The 17,162-nt window shown below is 63.0% G+C and carries 13 protein-coding genes; 8 read left to right on the top strand and 5 right to left on the bottom strand.

Features of this window, described 5'->3' with window-relative positions:
• Nucleotides 1-689, top strand: a 689-nt coding sequence (locus V3H18_RS00900; protein ID WP_332079990.1) for a murein hydrolase activator EnvC family protein, incomplete at its 5' end; no start/stop codon positions are given.
• A gap of 118 nt (nt 690-807) precedes the next feature.
• A complete protein-coding gene (locus tag V3H18_RS00905; RefSeq protein WP_332080105.1) occupies nt 808-1,143 on the top strand; it encodes a hypothetical protein in 336 nt (111 codons plus the stop codon).
• On the opposite strand, the gene zapE is transcribed toward V3H18_RS00905, so the two are convergent.
• Both zapE and V3H18_RS00915 read right to left on the bottom strand, forming a co-directional pair.
• A complete protein-coding gene (zapE, locus tag V3H18_RS00910; protein WP_332079991.1) occupies nt 1,118-2,266 on the bottom strand; it encodes a cell division protein ZapE in 1,149 nt (382 codons plus the stop codon). The two genes, V3H18_RS00905 and zapE, sit on opposite strands and share 26 nt — an antisense overlap.
• The gene (locus V3H18_RS00915) at nt 2,263-2,760 is read right to left on the bottom strand and encodes a GNAT family N-acetyltransferase (protein ID WP_332079992.1); all 498 of its coding nucleotides are present in this window, start codon (nt 2,758-2,760) and stop codon (nt 2,263-2,265) included. Before V3H18_RS00915 ends, zapE begins: the two co-directional genes overlap by 4 nt.
• Before the next feature lie 565 nt (nt 2,761-3,325).
• Here V3H18_RS00915 and V3H18_RS00920 point away from each other — a divergent pair.
• Entirely contained in the window at nt 3,326-3,874 is a 549-nt protein-coding gene (locus tag V3H18_RS00920; protein WP_332079993.1) for a GNAT family N-acetyltransferase, read from the top strand.
• A gap of 2 nt (nt 3,875-3,876) precedes the next feature.
• On the opposite strand, the gene V3H18_RS00925 is transcribed toward V3H18_RS00920, so the two are convergent.
• Together V3H18_RS00925 and V3H18_RS00930 are read right to left on the bottom strand one after the other, a co-directional pair.
• Nucleotides 3,877-4,356 (bottom strand): EF-hand domain-containing protein, encoded by a 480-nt coding sequence (locus V3H18_RS00925; RefSeq protein ID WP_332079994.1) that lies wholly within the window; start codon nt 4,354-4,356, stop codon nt 3,877-3,879.
• A 100-nt stretch (nt 4,357-4,456) separates the two neighbouring features.
• On the bottom strand, nt 4,457-5,008 hold the full coding sequence (locus V3H18_RS00930; RefSeq protein ID WP_332079995.1) for an NUDIX domain-containing protein: 552 nt from the start codon (nt 5,006-5,008) through the stop codon (nt 4,457-4,459).
• A gap of 129 nt (nt 5,009-5,137) precedes the next feature.
• Here V3H18_RS00930 and V3H18_RS00935 point away from each other — a divergent pair, with 129 nt between their 5' ends.
• On the top strand, nt 5,138-6,019 hold the full coding sequence (locus V3H18_RS00935; protein WP_332079996.1) for a metallophosphoesterase family protein: 882 nt from the start codon (nt 5,138-5,140) through the stop codon (nt 6,017-6,019).
• Between the two features lie 4 nt (nt 6,020-6,023).
• On the opposite strand, the gene V3H18_RS00940 is transcribed toward V3H18_RS00935, so the two are convergent.
• Complete coding sequence (locus tag V3H18_RS00940) at nt 6,024-6,767, bottom strand: hypothetical protein (RefSeq protein ID WP_332079997.1); 744 nt, start codon at nt 6,765-6,767, stop codon at nt 6,024-6,026.
• Between the two features lie 211 nt (nt 6,768-6,978).
• On the opposite strand from V3H18_RS00940, the gene V3H18_RS00945 reads away from it, so the two are divergent.
• The 4 genes from V3H18_RS00945 (at nt 6,979) to V3H18_RS00960 (ending at nt 16,665) form a co-directional block, all read left to right on the top strand.
• Complete coding sequence (locus tag V3H18_RS00945) at nt 6,979-12,447, top strand: GH36-type glycosyl hydrolase domain-containing protein (RefSeq protein ID WP_332079998.1); 5,469 nt, start codon at nt 6,979-6,981, stop codon at nt 12,445-12,447.
• Nucleotides 12,448-12,597: 150 nt separating this feature from the next.
• Nucleotides 12,598-13,785, top strand: coding sequence for an acetate/propionate family kinase (locus tag V3H18_RS00950; RefSeq protein ID WP_332079999.1), 1,188 nt, complete (start codon nt 12,598-12,600; stop codon nt 13,783-13,785).
• Between the two features lie 246 nt (nt 13,786-14,031).
• Entirely contained in the window at nt 14,032-14,775 is a 744-nt protein-coding gene (locus tag V3H18_RS00955; protein ID WP_332080000.1) for a CDP-alcohol phosphatidyltransferase family protein, read from the top strand.
• A gap of 303 nt (nt 14,776-15,078) precedes the next feature.
• Nucleotides 15,079-16,665, top strand: a complete 1,587-nt coding sequence (locus V3H18_RS00960) for a hypothetical protein (RefSeq protein WP_332080001.1) — start codon at nt 15,079-15,081, stop codon at nt 16,663-16,665.
• Nucleotides 16,666-17,162 lie beyond the last annotated feature (497 nt).

Below are 17,162 nucleotides of genomic sequence, written 5' to 3' on the forward strand. Positions count from 1 at the left end.
AGGCGAAGCCCGCCCCGGCGCCTGTCGCCGCCAAGACGGCGGCCGTTCCGGCGAAGCCCGAAAAGGGCAAGCTCGGCGCCGTCAAGGCTGCGCCCGAGAAGATCGCGCTGGAGAAAGCCGCGCCCCCGCGCACCGCCGACGCGACGCAGGCGCGTCCGGTGAAGGCCGAACGGATCGTTCGCGCCGAGGCCCCCGTCGAACCGGCGCCCAAGGCCGCCGAAAAGCCCGAAACGACTGCAAGCCGCAAGGTGGACTCGACCGCGACGGCCTCCATCCCGCCGGCGGCCGCCGAGGCCAAGGCCGTGGCCGCCGACGACGGACGCCCGGAATTCCGCTGGCCGGCGCGCGGCCGCATCATCCAGGGCTTCACCACCGGCGGCAATGATGGGATCAACATCGCCGTGCCCGAGGGCACCCAGGTGAAAGCGGCCGAGGGCGGGGTCGTCGCCTATGCCGGCAGCGAGCTCAAAGGCTACGGCAATCTCGTGCTGATCCGTCACCCTAACGGCTTCGTCTCCGCCTACGCCCATAATGGCGCGCTGGACGTGAAGCGCGGCGACCAGGTGAAACGCGGCCAGACGATCGCCCGCTCGGGCCAGTCCGGCAATGTCGGCTCCCCGCAGCTGCACTTCGAATTGCGCAAGGGTTCGACGCCGGTCGACCCGACCCAATATCTCGCCGGGCTTTAGCCGGATAAAGAAATCCGGCTCTCGCGAGACACTTGCGCCGGTGACAGGGCGGCGGGTCCAAAGACAGGCCCGCCGCCTCTCTTATTGCGGCGCGCGCGGCGCGCAATATGTGCGGGACATGTTATATGCGGCGCGTCGCAACCATGAGGAATTCGCGCCTTTGCCGCATCGTCTCGCCCTTGTCTTCGCCCTTCTTGCAACGCCAGCTTTCGCGGTCGATCCGACCGGCGTGCCGGAATGCGACGCGCTGCTGAAACGCTATGAAGCCTGTTCGTCCCAATTGTCGCGCCAGCAGGTGCACGCCGCGCAGAAGGAATTGCTCGATGGCGCGATGGGCATTCGCGCCGCGGCGAGCGATCCGGCGAAGCGCGCCGACCTCGCGCGCTATTGCGTCGACCGTTTCGAACAGATGAAGCGGGAGAGCGACATCAAGGAGTGCATGGCGCAACCTTGAGGGCGTTCTCTTCGACATAGGCCTTGCTGCGCATTTCGACGAGGCGGGAGGCCGCGCGCTCGAATTCGCGCGCTTCGGCGCCTTCCTGCGCGCAGTAAAGCTCATCCGGCTCTCCCGCCGCCGAAAGAATGAGAAGCGCGCGCGCCTCGTAAAGCGCGTCGACGAGCGTGATGAGCCTGCGCGCCTCATTCCGCCGCTCGGGGGCCAGGATCGGGATATCCTCGACAATCACGGCGTCGAAACGTTGCGCGAGCGCGAGATAATCGGCGGGCGCGAGCGCGCGTCCGCAAAGCTCGGCGAAGCTGAAGCGCGCGACCCTTCCGGCGGCTTGCGGGATCTCGATCTTGCGGCGCTTGACCTCGATCGCCGCAGGCGCGCCGCGCGCGAGGCCCGTGAGTTTAAGAAACAGGAGGTCGATCGCCTCCCGCGCGCGGGCGTCGGCGGGCGCGAAATAAACGTCGCCCAAGCCTGAGGGCCGGCTTCGGTAGTCGATTGGCGCCGCGAGACGGAGAATATCCATCTTTTCCTTGAGCAGCGCGATGAAGGGCAGGAAGAGGTCGCGGTTTCGTCCCCCTTCATAGAGCCGCGACGGCTCGACGTTGGAGGTCGCGACGACGACGACGCCCGCCGCGAACAAGGCGGAGAAGAGCCGCGCCAGAATCGTCGCGTCGGCGATGTCGTGGACAGCGAATTCGTCGAAACAGAGGAGGCGCGTTTCGCGCGCGATCTCTTGCGCGACGCAGCCGATCGGATCGCTTTCGCATTCCCGCGGGTTCCGGCGCAGGCGGTGCAGCCGGTCATGCGCGTCGGCCATGAAGGCGTGGAAATGCGCGCGGCGCTTCTTCTCGATAGTGAGCGCGTCGAAGAAGAGATCCATCAGGAAAGTTTTGCCGCGCCCAACCGGCCCGAAGAGATACACGCCGCGCGGCGCGCGGTCTTGCTTGCGGAAGGCCGCCGACAGCGCGCCAAAGAGTCCGGCGCTTGTCGCGCGCCGGCCTTCCAGCGCGTCGGAAAGCGCCTGCAATCTCTCGACCGCCGCGCGCTGCGTGTCGTCGCGCTGCAGGGCGCCCTCGGCGACGAGCGCCTCATAGCGCAAAATGAGCCTTCGGCCGCGCGCGCTCATAGGCGCCGCATCTTGCCGCTCGCCGCGGCGAAGGCGCCAGGGCGCAATTCGCAATAGAGCAGGCGGTCGGGGTCGACCGGCCCCGGCATCGCGATCTTGCCGCGCGGAACGCGGGCGAAGCCGAGGCGGGCGTAATAATCCTCATCGCCGACAAGCAGCACGAGGCCGTGGCCCGCCTCGCGCGCGGCGTCGAGCGAATATTTGACGAGCGTCTCGCCGACGCCCTGCGAGCGGAAGGCCGGCTCCACCGTCAGCGGCCCCAAAAGCAGCGCCGGCGCGCCGCCGATAAGAATGGACGTCATGCGATTGGCGCCGACGAGCAGCGTGCCGACGCGGGCGACGAAGGAGAGCGAGCGATCCGGATCGACGCCCTCGCGCAGCCGATAGGCGGTGCGCGCGTAGCGCCCTGGCCCGAAGGCGCGCTCGTCGAGCTTTTCGATATGCGGCTCGTCGGCGGCGGTGAGCGGCGAGAATTTGACGGCGAGATCGATCATAGCCTTGGCCTGAAACGAGCGCAGGCCATAACACGGCTCAGGCCCCCCGTGGAAATGGCGAGCCGAGCCATGCTCCAGTTTTTCGGAGGGGGCCTCCGCTCTATCGGGCGGAGAGAGGCTCCAAGCTTTCTAATTGTTAAGTTTAAAGTGTCAAAAATGATTATATAATGCAGTGTTATACAATCATTTGGAGGACGGCAATGACGGTGCGGATACGCCTTCCCGGCGGCACGCTTAAGATTAAGCGGCGTTGGGAGCTCCGACAAACGGAACGGGACCGTGAAGTTCCAGTGTGGGAGTTTGGCGGGCTCTACTTTATCTGGTGGCCGAAAAGCCGCGCCTGATTTCTCGACCGCGCCCAAACGCTTGCCGCCCGTCGAAACGCCGACCTTGCTTTACTCGGCTTCGATGGGCGGTCTGGTCTCGCCGGCGATCGCCTCAATTATCCCCGAACTCTCTTCGCATCGCTGATGAATTCCTTCTCGGATCGGATTAGCCTCTTTCGGCGCCCCCGCGTCGTCTTTGCCGCTTTTAGTGGGCCGGGCTTCGCAAGACATTTTGCCACATGACCGATTTGCGCATTCGCCGCGCCGGAATAAGCGACGCGCGCGCCATCGCCGAAATCCTCATCGGCTCCTGGCGCGAGACCTATGCCGGGATCATGCCCGTCGAACATCTCGCCGCGCTCGACGTCGCGGAGCGCGCGCGGCGATGGCGCGGCCTTCTCGCAGAACCCCAGCAGCTATCCACCTTCGTGGTTTCGCGCGGCGAGGGTCCGCCCGAGGGCTTTGGCGCTTGCGGGGCGCCGCGTTCGCAGCGGCTCGCGGCGGCGGGCTTCGTCAGTGAATTTCACGCCCTTTATTTGCTTCGAAGCATCCAGCGGCGCGGCGCGGGAACGGCGCTGATGCGCCATATGGCGCGGCGCTTGAGGGCGGAGGGCGCGACCAACGCCGGCGTCTGGGTCTTTCGCGACAATCCCGGCGCGCGGCGCTTCTATGAGGCGCTCGGCGGCGAGGAACTCGGCCTCGAAGGCGTCTGGGGACCGAATGGAATCGACTATCCCGATCTCGCCTATGGCTGGCGCGATCTCGGCGCCCTCGCCGCGCCGGAATAAAATTAGCGCAGGCTCTTCATGATTTCCTTGATGAAGGGCGCGCGCTTGAACGTCCTTATGTCGAAGCGTCCCTGTTGCGGGCGCGCGCCGCCGCGTTGCGCCGCCGCTGCGTCGGCGAGCACGCCGGCGCGATAATCGTCGAGCGTCAATGCACCCGCGCCGCGCTTGTCCCAGCGTTTAAAAATCGCGTCCTTGGCTTTTTCGTATGAGTCGGACTTTCCTTCGGCCGCGGCGACATCCGCGAGGCCGAAGCTGAAATTGCGAAAATCCGCCGCGGTTATCTTGCCGTCGCCGTTTCCATCCATCTCCTTGAAGGTCTTGTCGATATAACGATTCGCTTCGGCGTCGGTAATGACGCCGTCATTGTCTTCGTCGAAAAGATGGAAGACCGCGTCGAGCGTATGCTCCGCATCGCTTTGGGCGCGCGCGTCCGGGACGGCGAGACAGAGCAGCATTAAGGCGGCGGCCCGCAGTTTGAGCATGTCGCGTGTCCTCATTTCTCTCCCATAACATTTTCCGCCGATGGGACTTCTTCCGGCTTAGGAAAATGCGTCAATTCAAAAAGGAGAGCGCCGCGCGGCGTCACCAATAGGGCGAGATGGCGGCCTTCTCCAGCGCCTCCGCGAGTCTTGCGCGCGTCGCTTGCGTCGTCTCGCGCGGCAGCGCGTCGAGCGCAAAGAAATCGGCTTCGGCGATTTCGTAATTGGGCGACAGCGGGCCTTCGTGGCGAAAGGACCGCACCACATAGAGCGCCACATGGTCGCGCAGGGAGACCCGGCGATTGAGATAGACGCCGAAAAGCTCCGGCGGCTCCTCGATGCGCACATTCGCCTCTTCGCTCAACTCGCGGTTGAGCGCCTCGATGAGCGTCTCACCAGCCTCAACGCCGCCGCCCGGCAAATAGAAGCCGGGGATGTATGTGTGCCGCACGAGCAGCACGCGATTGTCGGGGTCAATGACGAGGCCGCGCACGCCAAGCGTCATCGGCCGCTGGAAGCGGGCGCCGAAGGTGATGAGCCGCGACACGAGCCGCGCTCGCGCGGAAGGACGCGACCCCGCCGCCTCATGCTTGGTCAAAGCCGCCTCGCCATAGGAAAAGCCCGCGGCAGCGATGCGCGAAGCTTCGAAGATCACTATATCCGGCGTTGAAGCGGATTGTCATTTCGGCCGGACGTCGGACGGGCGAGGCTTGACTCGGGACATGCGCCGTCGTCTCTCGCCTCGCCTGAAGTTAACGGACGGCAAGCCGTCTGGAGGGGTTTCTTGAGTTTTCTTCTCGCCCATCTGTCCGACGCGCATATCGGGCCGATCCCGCGCCCCAATCTCGCGGAGCTGCTCGGCAAGCGCGTCACGGGTTATGTCAACTGGCTCTACAAGCGCGCCGATCAGCACGACATGGACGCGCTGAAAAGCATCGTCGCCGATATGAAGGCGCAGGCGCCAGACCATGTCGTGATGACCGGCGACATCGTGAACATCGGTCTTCCGGGCGAGATCGCGCTCGCAAGGGATTGGCTCGATTCGCTCGGCGCGCCGCAGGATGTGAGCTTTACGCCCGGCAATCACGACGCCTATGTCCCCGACGTGACCGGCCTCTTGCGGGAGGTTTTCGCGCCCTGGACCACGAGCGAGGCGTCGGGCGACGGCTTTCCTTATCTGCGCCGGCGCGGCGGGGTCGCGCTCATCGGGCTCGACACGGGGGTGCCGACGGCGCCTTTCGTCGCCTCAGGCCGGCTCGGCGAGACGCAGCGGGCGGCGCTGGGCGAATTGCTGGATCAGACCAGGGCGGAAGGCCTCGCGCGGGTCGTCTTCCTGCACCACCCGCCGCATGTGAACGGCGCCAGGGCGCTGCGCGGCCTCGACGACGCCGCCGAGTTCGAGGCCGTCATCGCCCGCCACGGCGCGGAACTGGTGCTGCACGGCCATAATCACAAGCCGAGCCTCCATCGTCTGCCGGGGCCGGACGCCGACGCGCCGGTTGTCGGCGTCGCCTCAGCCTCGGCGCGGCTTGGCGGCCACCGGCCGAGCGCCGCCTATAATCTCTATGAAATCGTGCGCGAGGGCGAAAAGCTGCACATCTCCATGCGCACCCGCGGCCTCGATGAGGCCGGCGAGATCGTCGAACTCGCCGCCGCCCGATTATGAGCCGCTATAGCGCGACATAATTCTGATAGAGCCAGACGCCGAGCACCGCGAGCAGGCCGAAGAAAGCCGCCGAGCCAAGAAATTCCATAAGGAACAAAACGGCTTGAAAGGCTTTCGCCGGAAACGGACGCGGCGTCTCCTTGGCGCCCTGTCCCGCCTTGGCGGCGCGCGCCGCTGCGATCTTGGCGCTGAGCGCCTGCGCCGCGCCGCCGCTCGCGAAATCGATCGCCAGCGCCTTTTCCCGCTCGATCAGGCGATGCGCGATATAGCTCGTGATCGCCTCGACCAGCTCCTCCACATCGTCGCTCTCGCGCAGGACGACGCGGCCGTGGCGCGTGTCCTGAAGAAAGCGATAGGTGCGGCGGTCGCGATCCATCTCGACGAAGCCGATCTGGTCGATAAAGAGGCGCGGGCGCTCGCCCGGCGTGAGGCCCGCGTCGAAAATGTCGCATTCCTTGGGGACCTGCGCCAGCACCGGGGCCAGCGCCTCGCCCAAAATCTCCAGCCGCGCCGTTTCGGCGGCGCGCAGATCCGAGATCGCGGCGGATTGCTCGGCGTTTTCGAGCCGCGCCCGGCGCAGCGCCCCGGCGAGGCTCGCCATGCGCTCATCGAGCGCGCCGGTCGGGCCTTTGCGCGTCGCGCGCTCGCGCTCGACGAGAGCCGACAGCCGTTCGGCGGGGGTCAGCGAGCCGTTCTTAAGGCCGGCGCCTTGAGCTTTATCCGACGGCGCGGGCAGGGGCTCTTCCATTTCTTCCACTCGCAGAAGCCCTCGCGGCGGCGGGCGTTAGCGCATTGTTCACTATAGCGGCTATCCCCGATGGTGCGAAGCGCGCGCCGCCGCAAAGAGGCGGGGATTGGACTTTATCCCCCGGCTCCGGCTAGGGATTCGTTAAGTCGCCGCTGATTCCGGCGATTAATTGCAAAGAACGCCGGATCTAGCGGCGGCGCGGAGGAAATCCATGGCGGTCACCCATGGCGCATCGAATGCCGGCGGCGCAATCTTCGAGCGCATCCTTGTCGGCATGGGGTTTGGGATTGTCGCCGCGCTGGAGGCGGCCGGGGGCGGCGAACATGCGATCGTCGCCGGCTTTTTCGCCGGAGTCGCCATCTATGTGATGCGACGCTCCTCCGAGAGCGCCCGCCGGGCGGCGGATTTCGGCGTCGATTTCCTCGTCGTGGCCTCTTTCACGCTGCTATGCGACCGCGCCGGCCTGCTGTGGCGCGCGCCGGACGGCTTCGCCGATCTCTTCCGCTTCTCGCCGGTCGGCGCAGCGACGGCGACGCTCCTTTACCTTACAGGCGTCGTCACGCTGCGGGCGCGTTCGCGCATGGCCGTGCGGGCGGCGCTCTTCGTTCTGCCCTTCCTGTTCAGCCTGTTTGTCGCGCTGGGCTCGCCGCCCATAACGCGGATCGGCGGGCTGTTGCTGCTCGGCCTGGACGTTCCCGAGATTTTCAAGAATGTCGCCGGGCGCACGCTCGTTCTTTTCCTTCTGAATGAGGCGGTCGTCGTCGGCGTGCCGCTGGCGCTTGGCCGTTTCCTGCCGCGGCAGTGGCGCCCGCACAGCATTCTTTTCGCTTCGGCCTTCCTCGCGTCGCTCACGCCCTATGTCGCGAGCTCCGTCTCCTACTTTGTCGCGCCCTATTTGCCGACGCCTTTCGCGGCTCTTGTCGCGGCCGTCATCGCGGCGCTCGCTCAGGCGGGGCTGTGGGGCGAAACCTATCTCGTGACGCAGGCCTTCGCCGGCCTGCTGCGGGCGACGCCTTCCCTCCAGGTCGTCGTCTTCCACGATTGGAGGAGCGGCGCGGAAAAAGGCGCGGTTTACGGCTTCGTCTTTATGGCGCTGCTGCTCGCCGTCTCGCTCGTCGTCTCCTTCGAACCCGCGGTCGCATTCATTGTCGCGACGGCGCCAATAAGCGGCGTGCTGATTGGCGCGGCGTTGTTTCCGCTCGCCCGCGCGATCGTCGAAAGCACCGATTCGACGCCGCCTTTCCGCATGCGCGTCGAGGAAATCTATCTGCATCCTTCGAATTATCTTCGCGGCGCCGTGGTCGGCGCGGCCGTGGTCGTGGCGCTGAAGATCGGCCTGCCGGCGATGGCGAGCGGCGACCGCTTTCTGTTCGGCGCGGCGACCGGCGCGCTGGCCTATGCGGGGGTCGACGCGGGAATCGATTTCTTCGTGCTGACGCAAGGGGGCCGCCAGCATTTGCGCAACTGGCGGGTCTATTCGCTCGGCGTGATTCTCGGCGCCCTCGTCGGCGGCGCCATCGCCTGGTATCTCGATACGGCACAGATTCAGACGATCATATCGAAGTTTTTCGCCTATACGTCGCTCGATTACGCGTCCGATGGACGGCCGCGCGACTCCTATGTGATCCGCCCGCTGTTCACCAAATGGGGCGCGACCGATCTCGGCGTCGTCGACGGCGGCGTGCGGCTGCTCTTCGACGAGTCCTTTTCCGGCGTCATTCAATGGGTGTTCGCCGCGCCGCTCTTCTCGATCAATCTTTTCTTCCTGACCGCGCTCATCGAGCGGAGTCTTCGCCCGCTGCGCCAGCTCGCGAGCTGGCAGGGTCTCGACATGCTCGTCGAGAACGCCGTGCGCGTGCTGCGCTGGGGCCTATGGATGGCGCCGGTGATCTATTCCTTTCTCAAGGCGACGCCTGATCCCGCCTGGTACAATCAGGACGGCCTCATTCGCACCGGCGTCGCGACCTGGATGAATTACATCCTGCCCGACAATGATTTCCGCGCCTGGAGCCTCGATATTTTCACCGCGCTTCTCGCTTATGACGCGTTGCGCGTGCTCATCTGGTTCGATCATATGGGGCTGCGCGTCGCGACGCTCGTCAATCTCTCCTTCGTTGGCGGCGACGTCGCCGATGAAAAGGCGGCGCGCTTCGTCGGCAAGGCGCAAACGAGCCGCGCCATACCGGAAGGGATTCGCCGCTTCGGAACATGGGCGCCCTTGCTGCTGCCTTTCTACATCCCGCGCGGGGTCGAATGGGACAAGGCGTGGGGCGCGGCGGAGCAACTCTCGCATACGCGCCCGCCCTCCTACGCCTATCTCGTGGTCGGCTATCTCGTCTATGCGGCGCTCGTCGCTTTCGGCCTTGTGATTTTTCTGCTCGGTCGGCTGGCGCGCGCGCAAAAGGTGCCGATCGAGGGCGTCACCGGCGCCGGCGGCGCGCCGGGTTCGCGGCCGCTCACGCTCACCAACGGCCTGATGACCAGCGAATGGTTTCAGGACGGGCAGGGCGCGATCCGCATCGAAGGCGTCGCTCGCGGCGGACCGCCGATCGATCTTACGCGTCGGCCGAACGATCACGCGCATCCGCGCGGACGATTCCTGTTCCTGCGCGAAGATGGAGGCGAACTCTGGTCGATCGGCGAGGCGCCGACGCGCTGCCCGAGCGCACAGGCGTCGCTCACCGACGCGGGCGAGAACTGCCTTTTCTTCATGGCGGAGCGCAACGGCTTCGCGATCGAAGCGCGCGTATCGCTCTCCGCCGACGAAGCGGTGGAGATCACGCGCCTCAAGATCGTCAACCTCGACCAACGCGCTCGCAAGCTGACGCTTGCCTCGCTGCGCGAATGGGTGCTGAACGAAGCCGCCGTCGAATTGCGCGATCCCGCCTATAACGCGATCCATGTCGGCACATGGTATGTGCGTTCGCTCAACGCCATCTTCGCGCAGAACCGCCTGCTCAAGGGCGGCGCGCGGCGACACGCCGACCGGCGCCTGTCGCCGGAGATCGGCTTCCACGCCATCGGCGCCGGCCCCGGCGCCAAGGTCACGGTCGTCGGCTATGAGGATGTGAAGTCGCGCTTTTATGGCATGGGCGCGACGAATTCTCCCGACAGCTTGCTGGGACTCGGTTCGCCGCGCGATCCCGAAGACGAGGGACTGCTTTATGGTTTCGAGCCTTGCGCGAGCCTGCGCGTCGACGTGGAGCTCGCGCCCGCGGGCGCGAGCGAATTGATCATTGTCGACGGCTGGGCGCGCAATATGGGAAGCGCCACGGATTCCGTCGCGCGGCATCTCGGCATGCAGCCGGTCACGCCGGAGACGCTCGACAAGGCGCTGTCGCGCCGGCGCGCGCTCGTCATGCCGCCGACGCCCAAGAAGCCGCGCTATCAATTCTCCGAAGACGGACGGAGCCTGACGCTCGCGCCTGGCACGCCGCGTCCTTTCGCCCATGTCATCGCCAACGCGGTGGGACAGGGCGCGGTGCTGACCAATGACGGCGATATTTTCTCCTTCCATGGAAATTCGCGTCTGAACAGCTTCACGCCCTTCCGCATGGGCGAAGGGCGCATGGCGCCGGCGGGACAGATGATCTACGTCTACGATCTCGCCCGAACCGACCCGCATAGCCCGACATTCGTGCCGCTGCGCCATCGCGACGCCGAATATCAGGTGACGTTCTCGCTCGGCGCCGCGGTCTTTCGCGCGGAGCGCGACCAACTCGAACTCGAGATGACGGTCGTCGTCAGTCCCACACAGCCGATCGAATTCAAGCTGCTCAGAATACGCAACAAGTCGGATCACGAGCGGCTGCTGCAGATCACGCCGGCGATGGAGATCGTCCTCGCAGAGACGCCCAATGAGAGTCTCGGCGCGGTCGAATCCGTCATCGACGGGAACCAGCATTCGATCTATTTCCGCAATCCGAAAAATAATTTCGTGCAGGGTTGGGCCTTCGTCACGACCTCGCTTCCAGCGGAATTCGCTGAGACCTCGCGCCGCCGCTTTCTCGGCCATGAAAGCCGCAATCCCTATCTGCCTTACATGGTCGAGCATGGCCATCCCGACGCCGGCGCGCCCGCGCATGAGCGCAAGGTTGCGGCCTTCAGCGCCGCGCTCGACGTTCCGGCGGGAGGAGAGGCGACGGTCGTCGTCGCGCTCGGCCAGACGACGACGATCGAGGAAGCGAAGCGGCTCGCGGAATATGCGTGCAATCCCGCCAATGCGCGCGCCGAACTCGACGCGAGCGCGCGCGCCTGGGAGAAGCGACTCTCCGTGCTGCGCATCAAGACCAATCGTCCTGACTTCGACCGTCTCGTCAATGATTGGCTGCCATACCAATTGCTCGCTGCGCGTCTGTGGGGACGCACCGGGCCGGCGCAACGTTCCGGCGCCACGGGCTATCGCGATCAATTGCAGGACGTGATCCCGCTCATCCATCTCGCGCCGGAACGCGCCCGCGCGCAGATTCTGCTGCACGCCGCGCATCAATATATCGAGGGCGACGCCTGCAAATGGTGGCATCGCGCCCCCAATGGCGGCACCGGCCTCGCCGACCGCACGCATTCGTCGGATCCGCATCTATGGTTGCCCTATGTCACGATCCGCTATGTGCGCGGCACGGGCGACAAGGGGATCCTCGACGCGGTTGAGACTTTCCTCGAGGCGAATCCCGTGCCGAAGGAAGAGGAGGGCCAAGCCACCGTGCCGCTCACCTCTCGCGATAAGGACACCTTGCTCGGCCATTGCGCCCGCGCCATCGACTGGACGCTCGCGCGTTTCGGCGCGCATGGCCTGCCGCTCATGGGCTCGGGCGATTGGGACGACGGCATGAACCTCATCGGCGACGAGGGGCGCGGCGAGAGCGTGTGGCTCGGCTTTTTCCTGCACGGCATTCTCCTCGATATCGCGCCTTTCTTCGAGGAGAAGGGCGACGCTCTCCGCGCCGAGCGCTATCGCGACCGCGCCGAAAAGCTGCGCGAAGCGCTTGAGAAATGCTGGCGCGGCGACCGCTATATCCGCGCTTACGCCGACGACGGGCGGGAAGTCGCGCCGATGAGCGCGATGACCTCGTCCTGGCCGACGCTGGCGCGCGCCGTCGACGCCGCGCGCGGGCGCGAGGCGATCGAGAAGGCGCTCGCCGTTCTTGGCCGCCGCAATCGCGTGCTGCTCGTTCATCCGCCCTATGACGAGCATTCGCGTCCCTATCCGGGGCGCAGCGCCGAATATCCGCCGGGCGTGCGCGAGAATGGCGGCCAATATTCGCATGGCGTTTCCTGGTTCGTCGATGCGCTGGCGATGCTCGGGGCCGATGCGCAGACGAAAGGCGATGCGCGCGCGGCGGAAGAATTGTTCCGCGAAGCCTTCGAGACATGGATCGCGATTTCGCCGATCTCAAAGCTCGCGACGCCGGCCGAAGCGGATATCTACGGCCTGCCGCCGCATCAGCAGCCCGCCGACGTCTATGAAGGCGTCGGCTATGAAGGGCATGGCGGCTGGAGCTGGTATACGGGCGCCGCGGCGCGCATGCTGTCGGCGGCTTACGCCTTGCTCGGCCTCGAATTCGAGAATGGCCAATTGCAGCCGCGCCCCGACGCTTTCAGCCCGAAAGGCGAGTTGCGGCTGGAGCATGTCACATTCCGCGGCAAGACATTCGAAGCCCAAAAGCGGCGTCGGTTCTGATCTTCTCGTTCCCGCCGATCTTAAAGAGCGCGCTTTCGAAAAAATGGAAATCCGGTTCTTCGCGTAACGCGCGCTCTTAACTTTTGACTCGATCACGCGATTCGCATTGAGGGGATTGCCCAAATGCGGCGTGATCTAAAGGAAGCGCCCATGGGCGATCACGTCGTCACGCTCAACGCCGGCTCGTCGTCGGTGAAATTCGCGCTCTTTACAGTTGGCGCCGCCGTCTGGCCGCGGCTGGTCGCCGCCGGCAAGGTCGAAGGGATCGGCGCGACGCCGCGTTTTCGGGTTCGCGTCGCGGGCGATGAGGCAAGCGAGACGCAGCTGGGCCTGCTCGATCAGAAAGGCGCTATCGCCGAGATTCTCGCCTGGATCGAGCGCGCCTATCCCGATATCGCCATCGGCGCCATCGGCCATCGCGTCGTGCACGGCGGGCTGCGTCTGACGGCGCCGACCGTCGTCGACGATCCGACGCTTGCGGCGCTTCGCGAACTCATTCCGCTCGCGCCGTTGCATCAGCCGTATAACATCGCGGGGCTCGAAGCGGCGCGGCAAGCCTTTCCGCATGTGCCGCAGGTCGCCTGTTTCGACACGGCCTTCCATCACGGGCGCGCCTTTGTCGACGAAGCCTATGCGCTTCCCTATTCCTATTACGAGCGCGGCCTGCGGCGTTTTGGCTTTCATGGCCTTTCCTATGAATATATCGCGCGGCGCATGCGCGAGATCGATCCGATCCGCGCCGAGGGCGGCGCCATCGTCGCGCATCTTGGCAATGGCGCTTCGCTTTGCGCCATGAAGGGCGGACGCTCGGTCGCGACCAGCATGGGCTTTTCGACGCTCGACGGCCTGGCGATGGGCACGCGCTGCGGCCAGATCGATCCCGGGCTGCTGCTCTATCTCTTGCAAAGCGAAGGGATGAGCGCGGATGAATTATCGCGGCTCCTTTACGATGATTCGGGGCTTCTTGGCCTATCGGGCCTGTCGTCCGACATGCGCGCGCTCGAAGCGTCGAACGCGCCGCGCGCGGGCGCCGCGATCGACTATTTCATTCACCACATCAAGATGGGGATAGCCGCGCTTGCGGCGACGATCGGCGGCTTCGACGCGCTGGTCTTTACGGCGGGAATTGGGGAGCGTTCGGCGCGTGTGCGCGCGGGCGTCGTCGATGGGCTCGACTGGCTTGGCCTCAAACTCGACAACGAGGCTAATATGCGCGACGCAGGGAAGATTTCCGACGCAATGTCGCGCGCGCCCGTCTTCGTCACGCCGACTAACGAGGAAGCGATGATTGCGCGCCATACGATCGAAGCGGCTGGTCTCGAACGCGTGGTCACTTGATGCTGCGGCGTAGCTTGCCGTCCATTCGATGCGGGAGCGCGGCCTTTTCGGCGACAAAAAGAACGCGATGTCGGAAAGGGTTGACCGGGCTTTGCGTTGCCTTCAGAATAAACGGCAATTACTCCAGTTGATTGGCGATGAACTCGCGATTAAGGCGAACGTCGGCCAATCGATAAAGCCGTGACCTTGTCTATTGTCGCGCGGGCCGAGGTCAAAGTGTCCAACGCTAGAATTGATATTGGCTCATTGGCCGATAAAGAACGGGCTGTACTGGCCGCCATCCTTCGGCGGCTGCCGGAAACGGTCTCGCCCGATCAACTGACGTTCCTGGGCTTGATTGGCGCCGCCGGGGCGGCGGCGGGCTTCGTCGCGAGCCGCTGGTCGAACTGGTTCCTGATTCTCGCCGCCTTCGGCGTGCTGGCGAACTGGCTTGGCGACGCGCTTTCCAAGGAACTTTCGAGCCGGCTCGACATCGAGCGATCGCGCTATGGCTATTTCATCGATCATTCCACCGATCTGATCGCGCAGACTTTAGTTATCGTGGGGTTGGGATTGTCGCCCTATTTCACGATCGGCTCGGCGCTGCTCGTTCTGTCCCTCTATCTGCTGGTCAATTCATATGCCTATTTATGCGTGGTGACCCAAGGCGGGCGTCGGGCTGAATATAGCGATGCGGGAACGACGTTCATCCGTCTGCTGGTCGTGGGGTGGACGCTAATTGCGGCTTGGGCGGGGCCGGGGATCGCGCGCGAACAATTCTATTCTTTCGCCGTGCTCGATATTTTCGTCGTGAGCGCGTCCCTCTGCGTGTTCGTGGGCTTTCTTTTCGCCGTGCGCAGCGATCTTGCTCATATCCGCCTTCAGGAGATCGGCGAGGCCGAAAGCCGCGGCGATATGAGCGGCGCCGGCGGCCGCGCCTCGCCGAAAAAGCCTGCGCGCGGCGAGAAATCCGGCGTCACGAGGAGAGAGTCTGATCCGTGGCGAGATTGAGTCGCCTCGGCGTCGGTGAGGCTGTTGATTTCGATATCTCAATTTCGCCAGTTTTTGTTGGCCTTTTTTGAGAAACTTGTCTGAGGAGAGGATGACAAATTACAATTCTGGCCGCAGCGAGAGATGACGACTCGAGATCCTCTTACGCCTTAAACCGCTTTCGGCGGCCACTCGCCGAGTCTATGCCCTCTGGGGCGCTGTGAGCGCCGACCGACGCTAACAAAAAGGCGGGCTTACTGGAAAACAGGCGGAAGAGCTCGGGCGTCGAAGAATAACCGTGATTCATATTAGGAACAGGAGCATATGGGATTTCCAATCGTTCTCATGGGGTTTAATCGGCCGGAATATTTCGAGCGCGTGCTCGCCTCTTTCAAATCGCAGCGCGACATCCAACTCGATGAGAGCGAGATATTTCTGTTTCAGGATGGCGCGGTGAATGCGATATCGGGGAAACGATATGCCTCCGATGAGGATATCGCCGAAAATGTCCGGCTCTTTCACGTCTATTTCCCGGGCGGAACGGTCTTCCAGGCAAATTCCAATCTTGGCGTCGCATTGAATTTCGAGCGCGCCGAGCGCTACGTATTTGAAGAGTTGCAGGCCCCTCTGGCTTATTTTTTTGAAGATGATCTCGAACTTGGCCCATTTTATATAAAAACATTAAATCGCTTAGCCGATATGGCGATGGCCAGCGAGGATATTGGCTATTTCGCGGCCTATGGAGCGCATGACCTATATGTCGCTTCGCCAGAGACGTGCAATCGTTTAGTCAAACTCGACCACCATTGGGGGTTTGGACTCACGCGCCGCGAATGGAAAAAATACGAGCCCTATATCGACCAATATTTATCGATCGTTCGCGAACATGACTATCGAGAGCGTCCGGCGCCCGAAATTATCAGCTTATTCCGGTCCTGGGGCTGCGGCGTTCCAGGCACCAGCCAGGATGTGGCGAAGACGCTGGCGTGTCATCTCTCGGGATCTGTGAAAATCAACACGCTTGCGACACTGGCGCGCTATATCGGAGCATATGGCCTGCATATGACCCCGGATATATTCGCCCAGATAAATTACGATAGGACGATCGTCATTGAGGAAGATATTTGTCCACATCCGACGCTCGAAAATGCGGATATGGCGACACTGCGCGCGGAGCTCGCCGCATACTGCGTATCTAATTATTTTCGGCCAACGGACGAGAAAAGCGACTGCGGATCGAAGACGCCATTAAATGATAAGGGTCGCCCATTGATTACTGCGATTGATAATCTGTCTTCTCCCAGCCCTGAAACTCAAAATGCGCCGCCAGGGCCGAGCGCTCCATCGATGGCGCTTATTATGAGCGAAGCGGAACGAATTCTTTTTGTTTCTTTTCTAAGTTGTTCCCAAAACTATTTAGAATTTGGATCGGGCGCAAGCACGCTTCTCGCTTCCAAGCTCGTTGGAGGGCGGGTCTGGTCGGTGGACTCCTCGCCGGAATGGCATGAACGTGTGAAGCAAGACGGTTCATTTGTGCCCGAAAAAACCACGCTGCATTATGTGGACATTGGGCCAGTAGGAGATTGGGGATGGCCAAAAGATACTTCAAACGCCGAGGCGTTTCCTCGCTATTCGCGTGATGTCTGGGGACTGTGCAAAGGTGAACCTATTGATCTGTTTTTGATAGATGGCCGCTTTCGAGTCGCATGTTTCGTAGAAACCTTAAAAAGAGCTTCGCCCCATAGTTTTATATTTATTCATGACTATACCGTTAGGCCGGTTTATCATGTTATTGAAAGTGTCGCGCAAAAAGTCGCCGTGGTGGACACCCTAGCGCTGTTTCGACCTAACGGCGCAAAATTTGATCTGATCGATGAAATCAGCGAGAAATATAAGTTGGATCCAACTTAGATTATTTCTTTAAGAAAATTGACGATTCAGACTCTCTTCCAGTTGGTCAGCTCTTTTAGCAGAACGCCTTTGATAGCTTATTAGCAGACGCGAGAGCGTCGCATATAAAACTTGTGGGCCGCATATCGGGTGAATCGTCGGCGATCATAGCTATGTCATGCGCGGAAGCGGAACGCCCAACTTCATTTCAGAGACGAGGCTGTCAATCATTTTCCAAACTCTGACCTGCCGCGATTGCCCGGTCTGTCGGCCCTGATTCGCGCGAGGCGGTCACTTATGAATTTGAAACAATCAACGTCGTCGACAGCCTCCCGATGAGAAAATAAAAGGTTGTCCATCATAGGCGGTTGGCGCATCGCCGCAGGCCAACGTTGATTTTTGTTCGCTAGGGCAAAAAAAAATTGCCATACCGCAATGGGATTCCATAAAATAACTTGGGCTTCCCAATCGAATAGCGTCGGTTCGCCGACATGCTGCGACGCATTCATCTCGCCAAC

The sequence above is a fragment of the Methylocystis borbori genome (assembly GCF_036576025.1).
Taxonomy (GTDB): Bacteria; Pseudomonadota; Alphaproteobacteria; order Rhizobiales; family Beijerinckiaceae; genus Methylocystis; species Methylocystis borbori.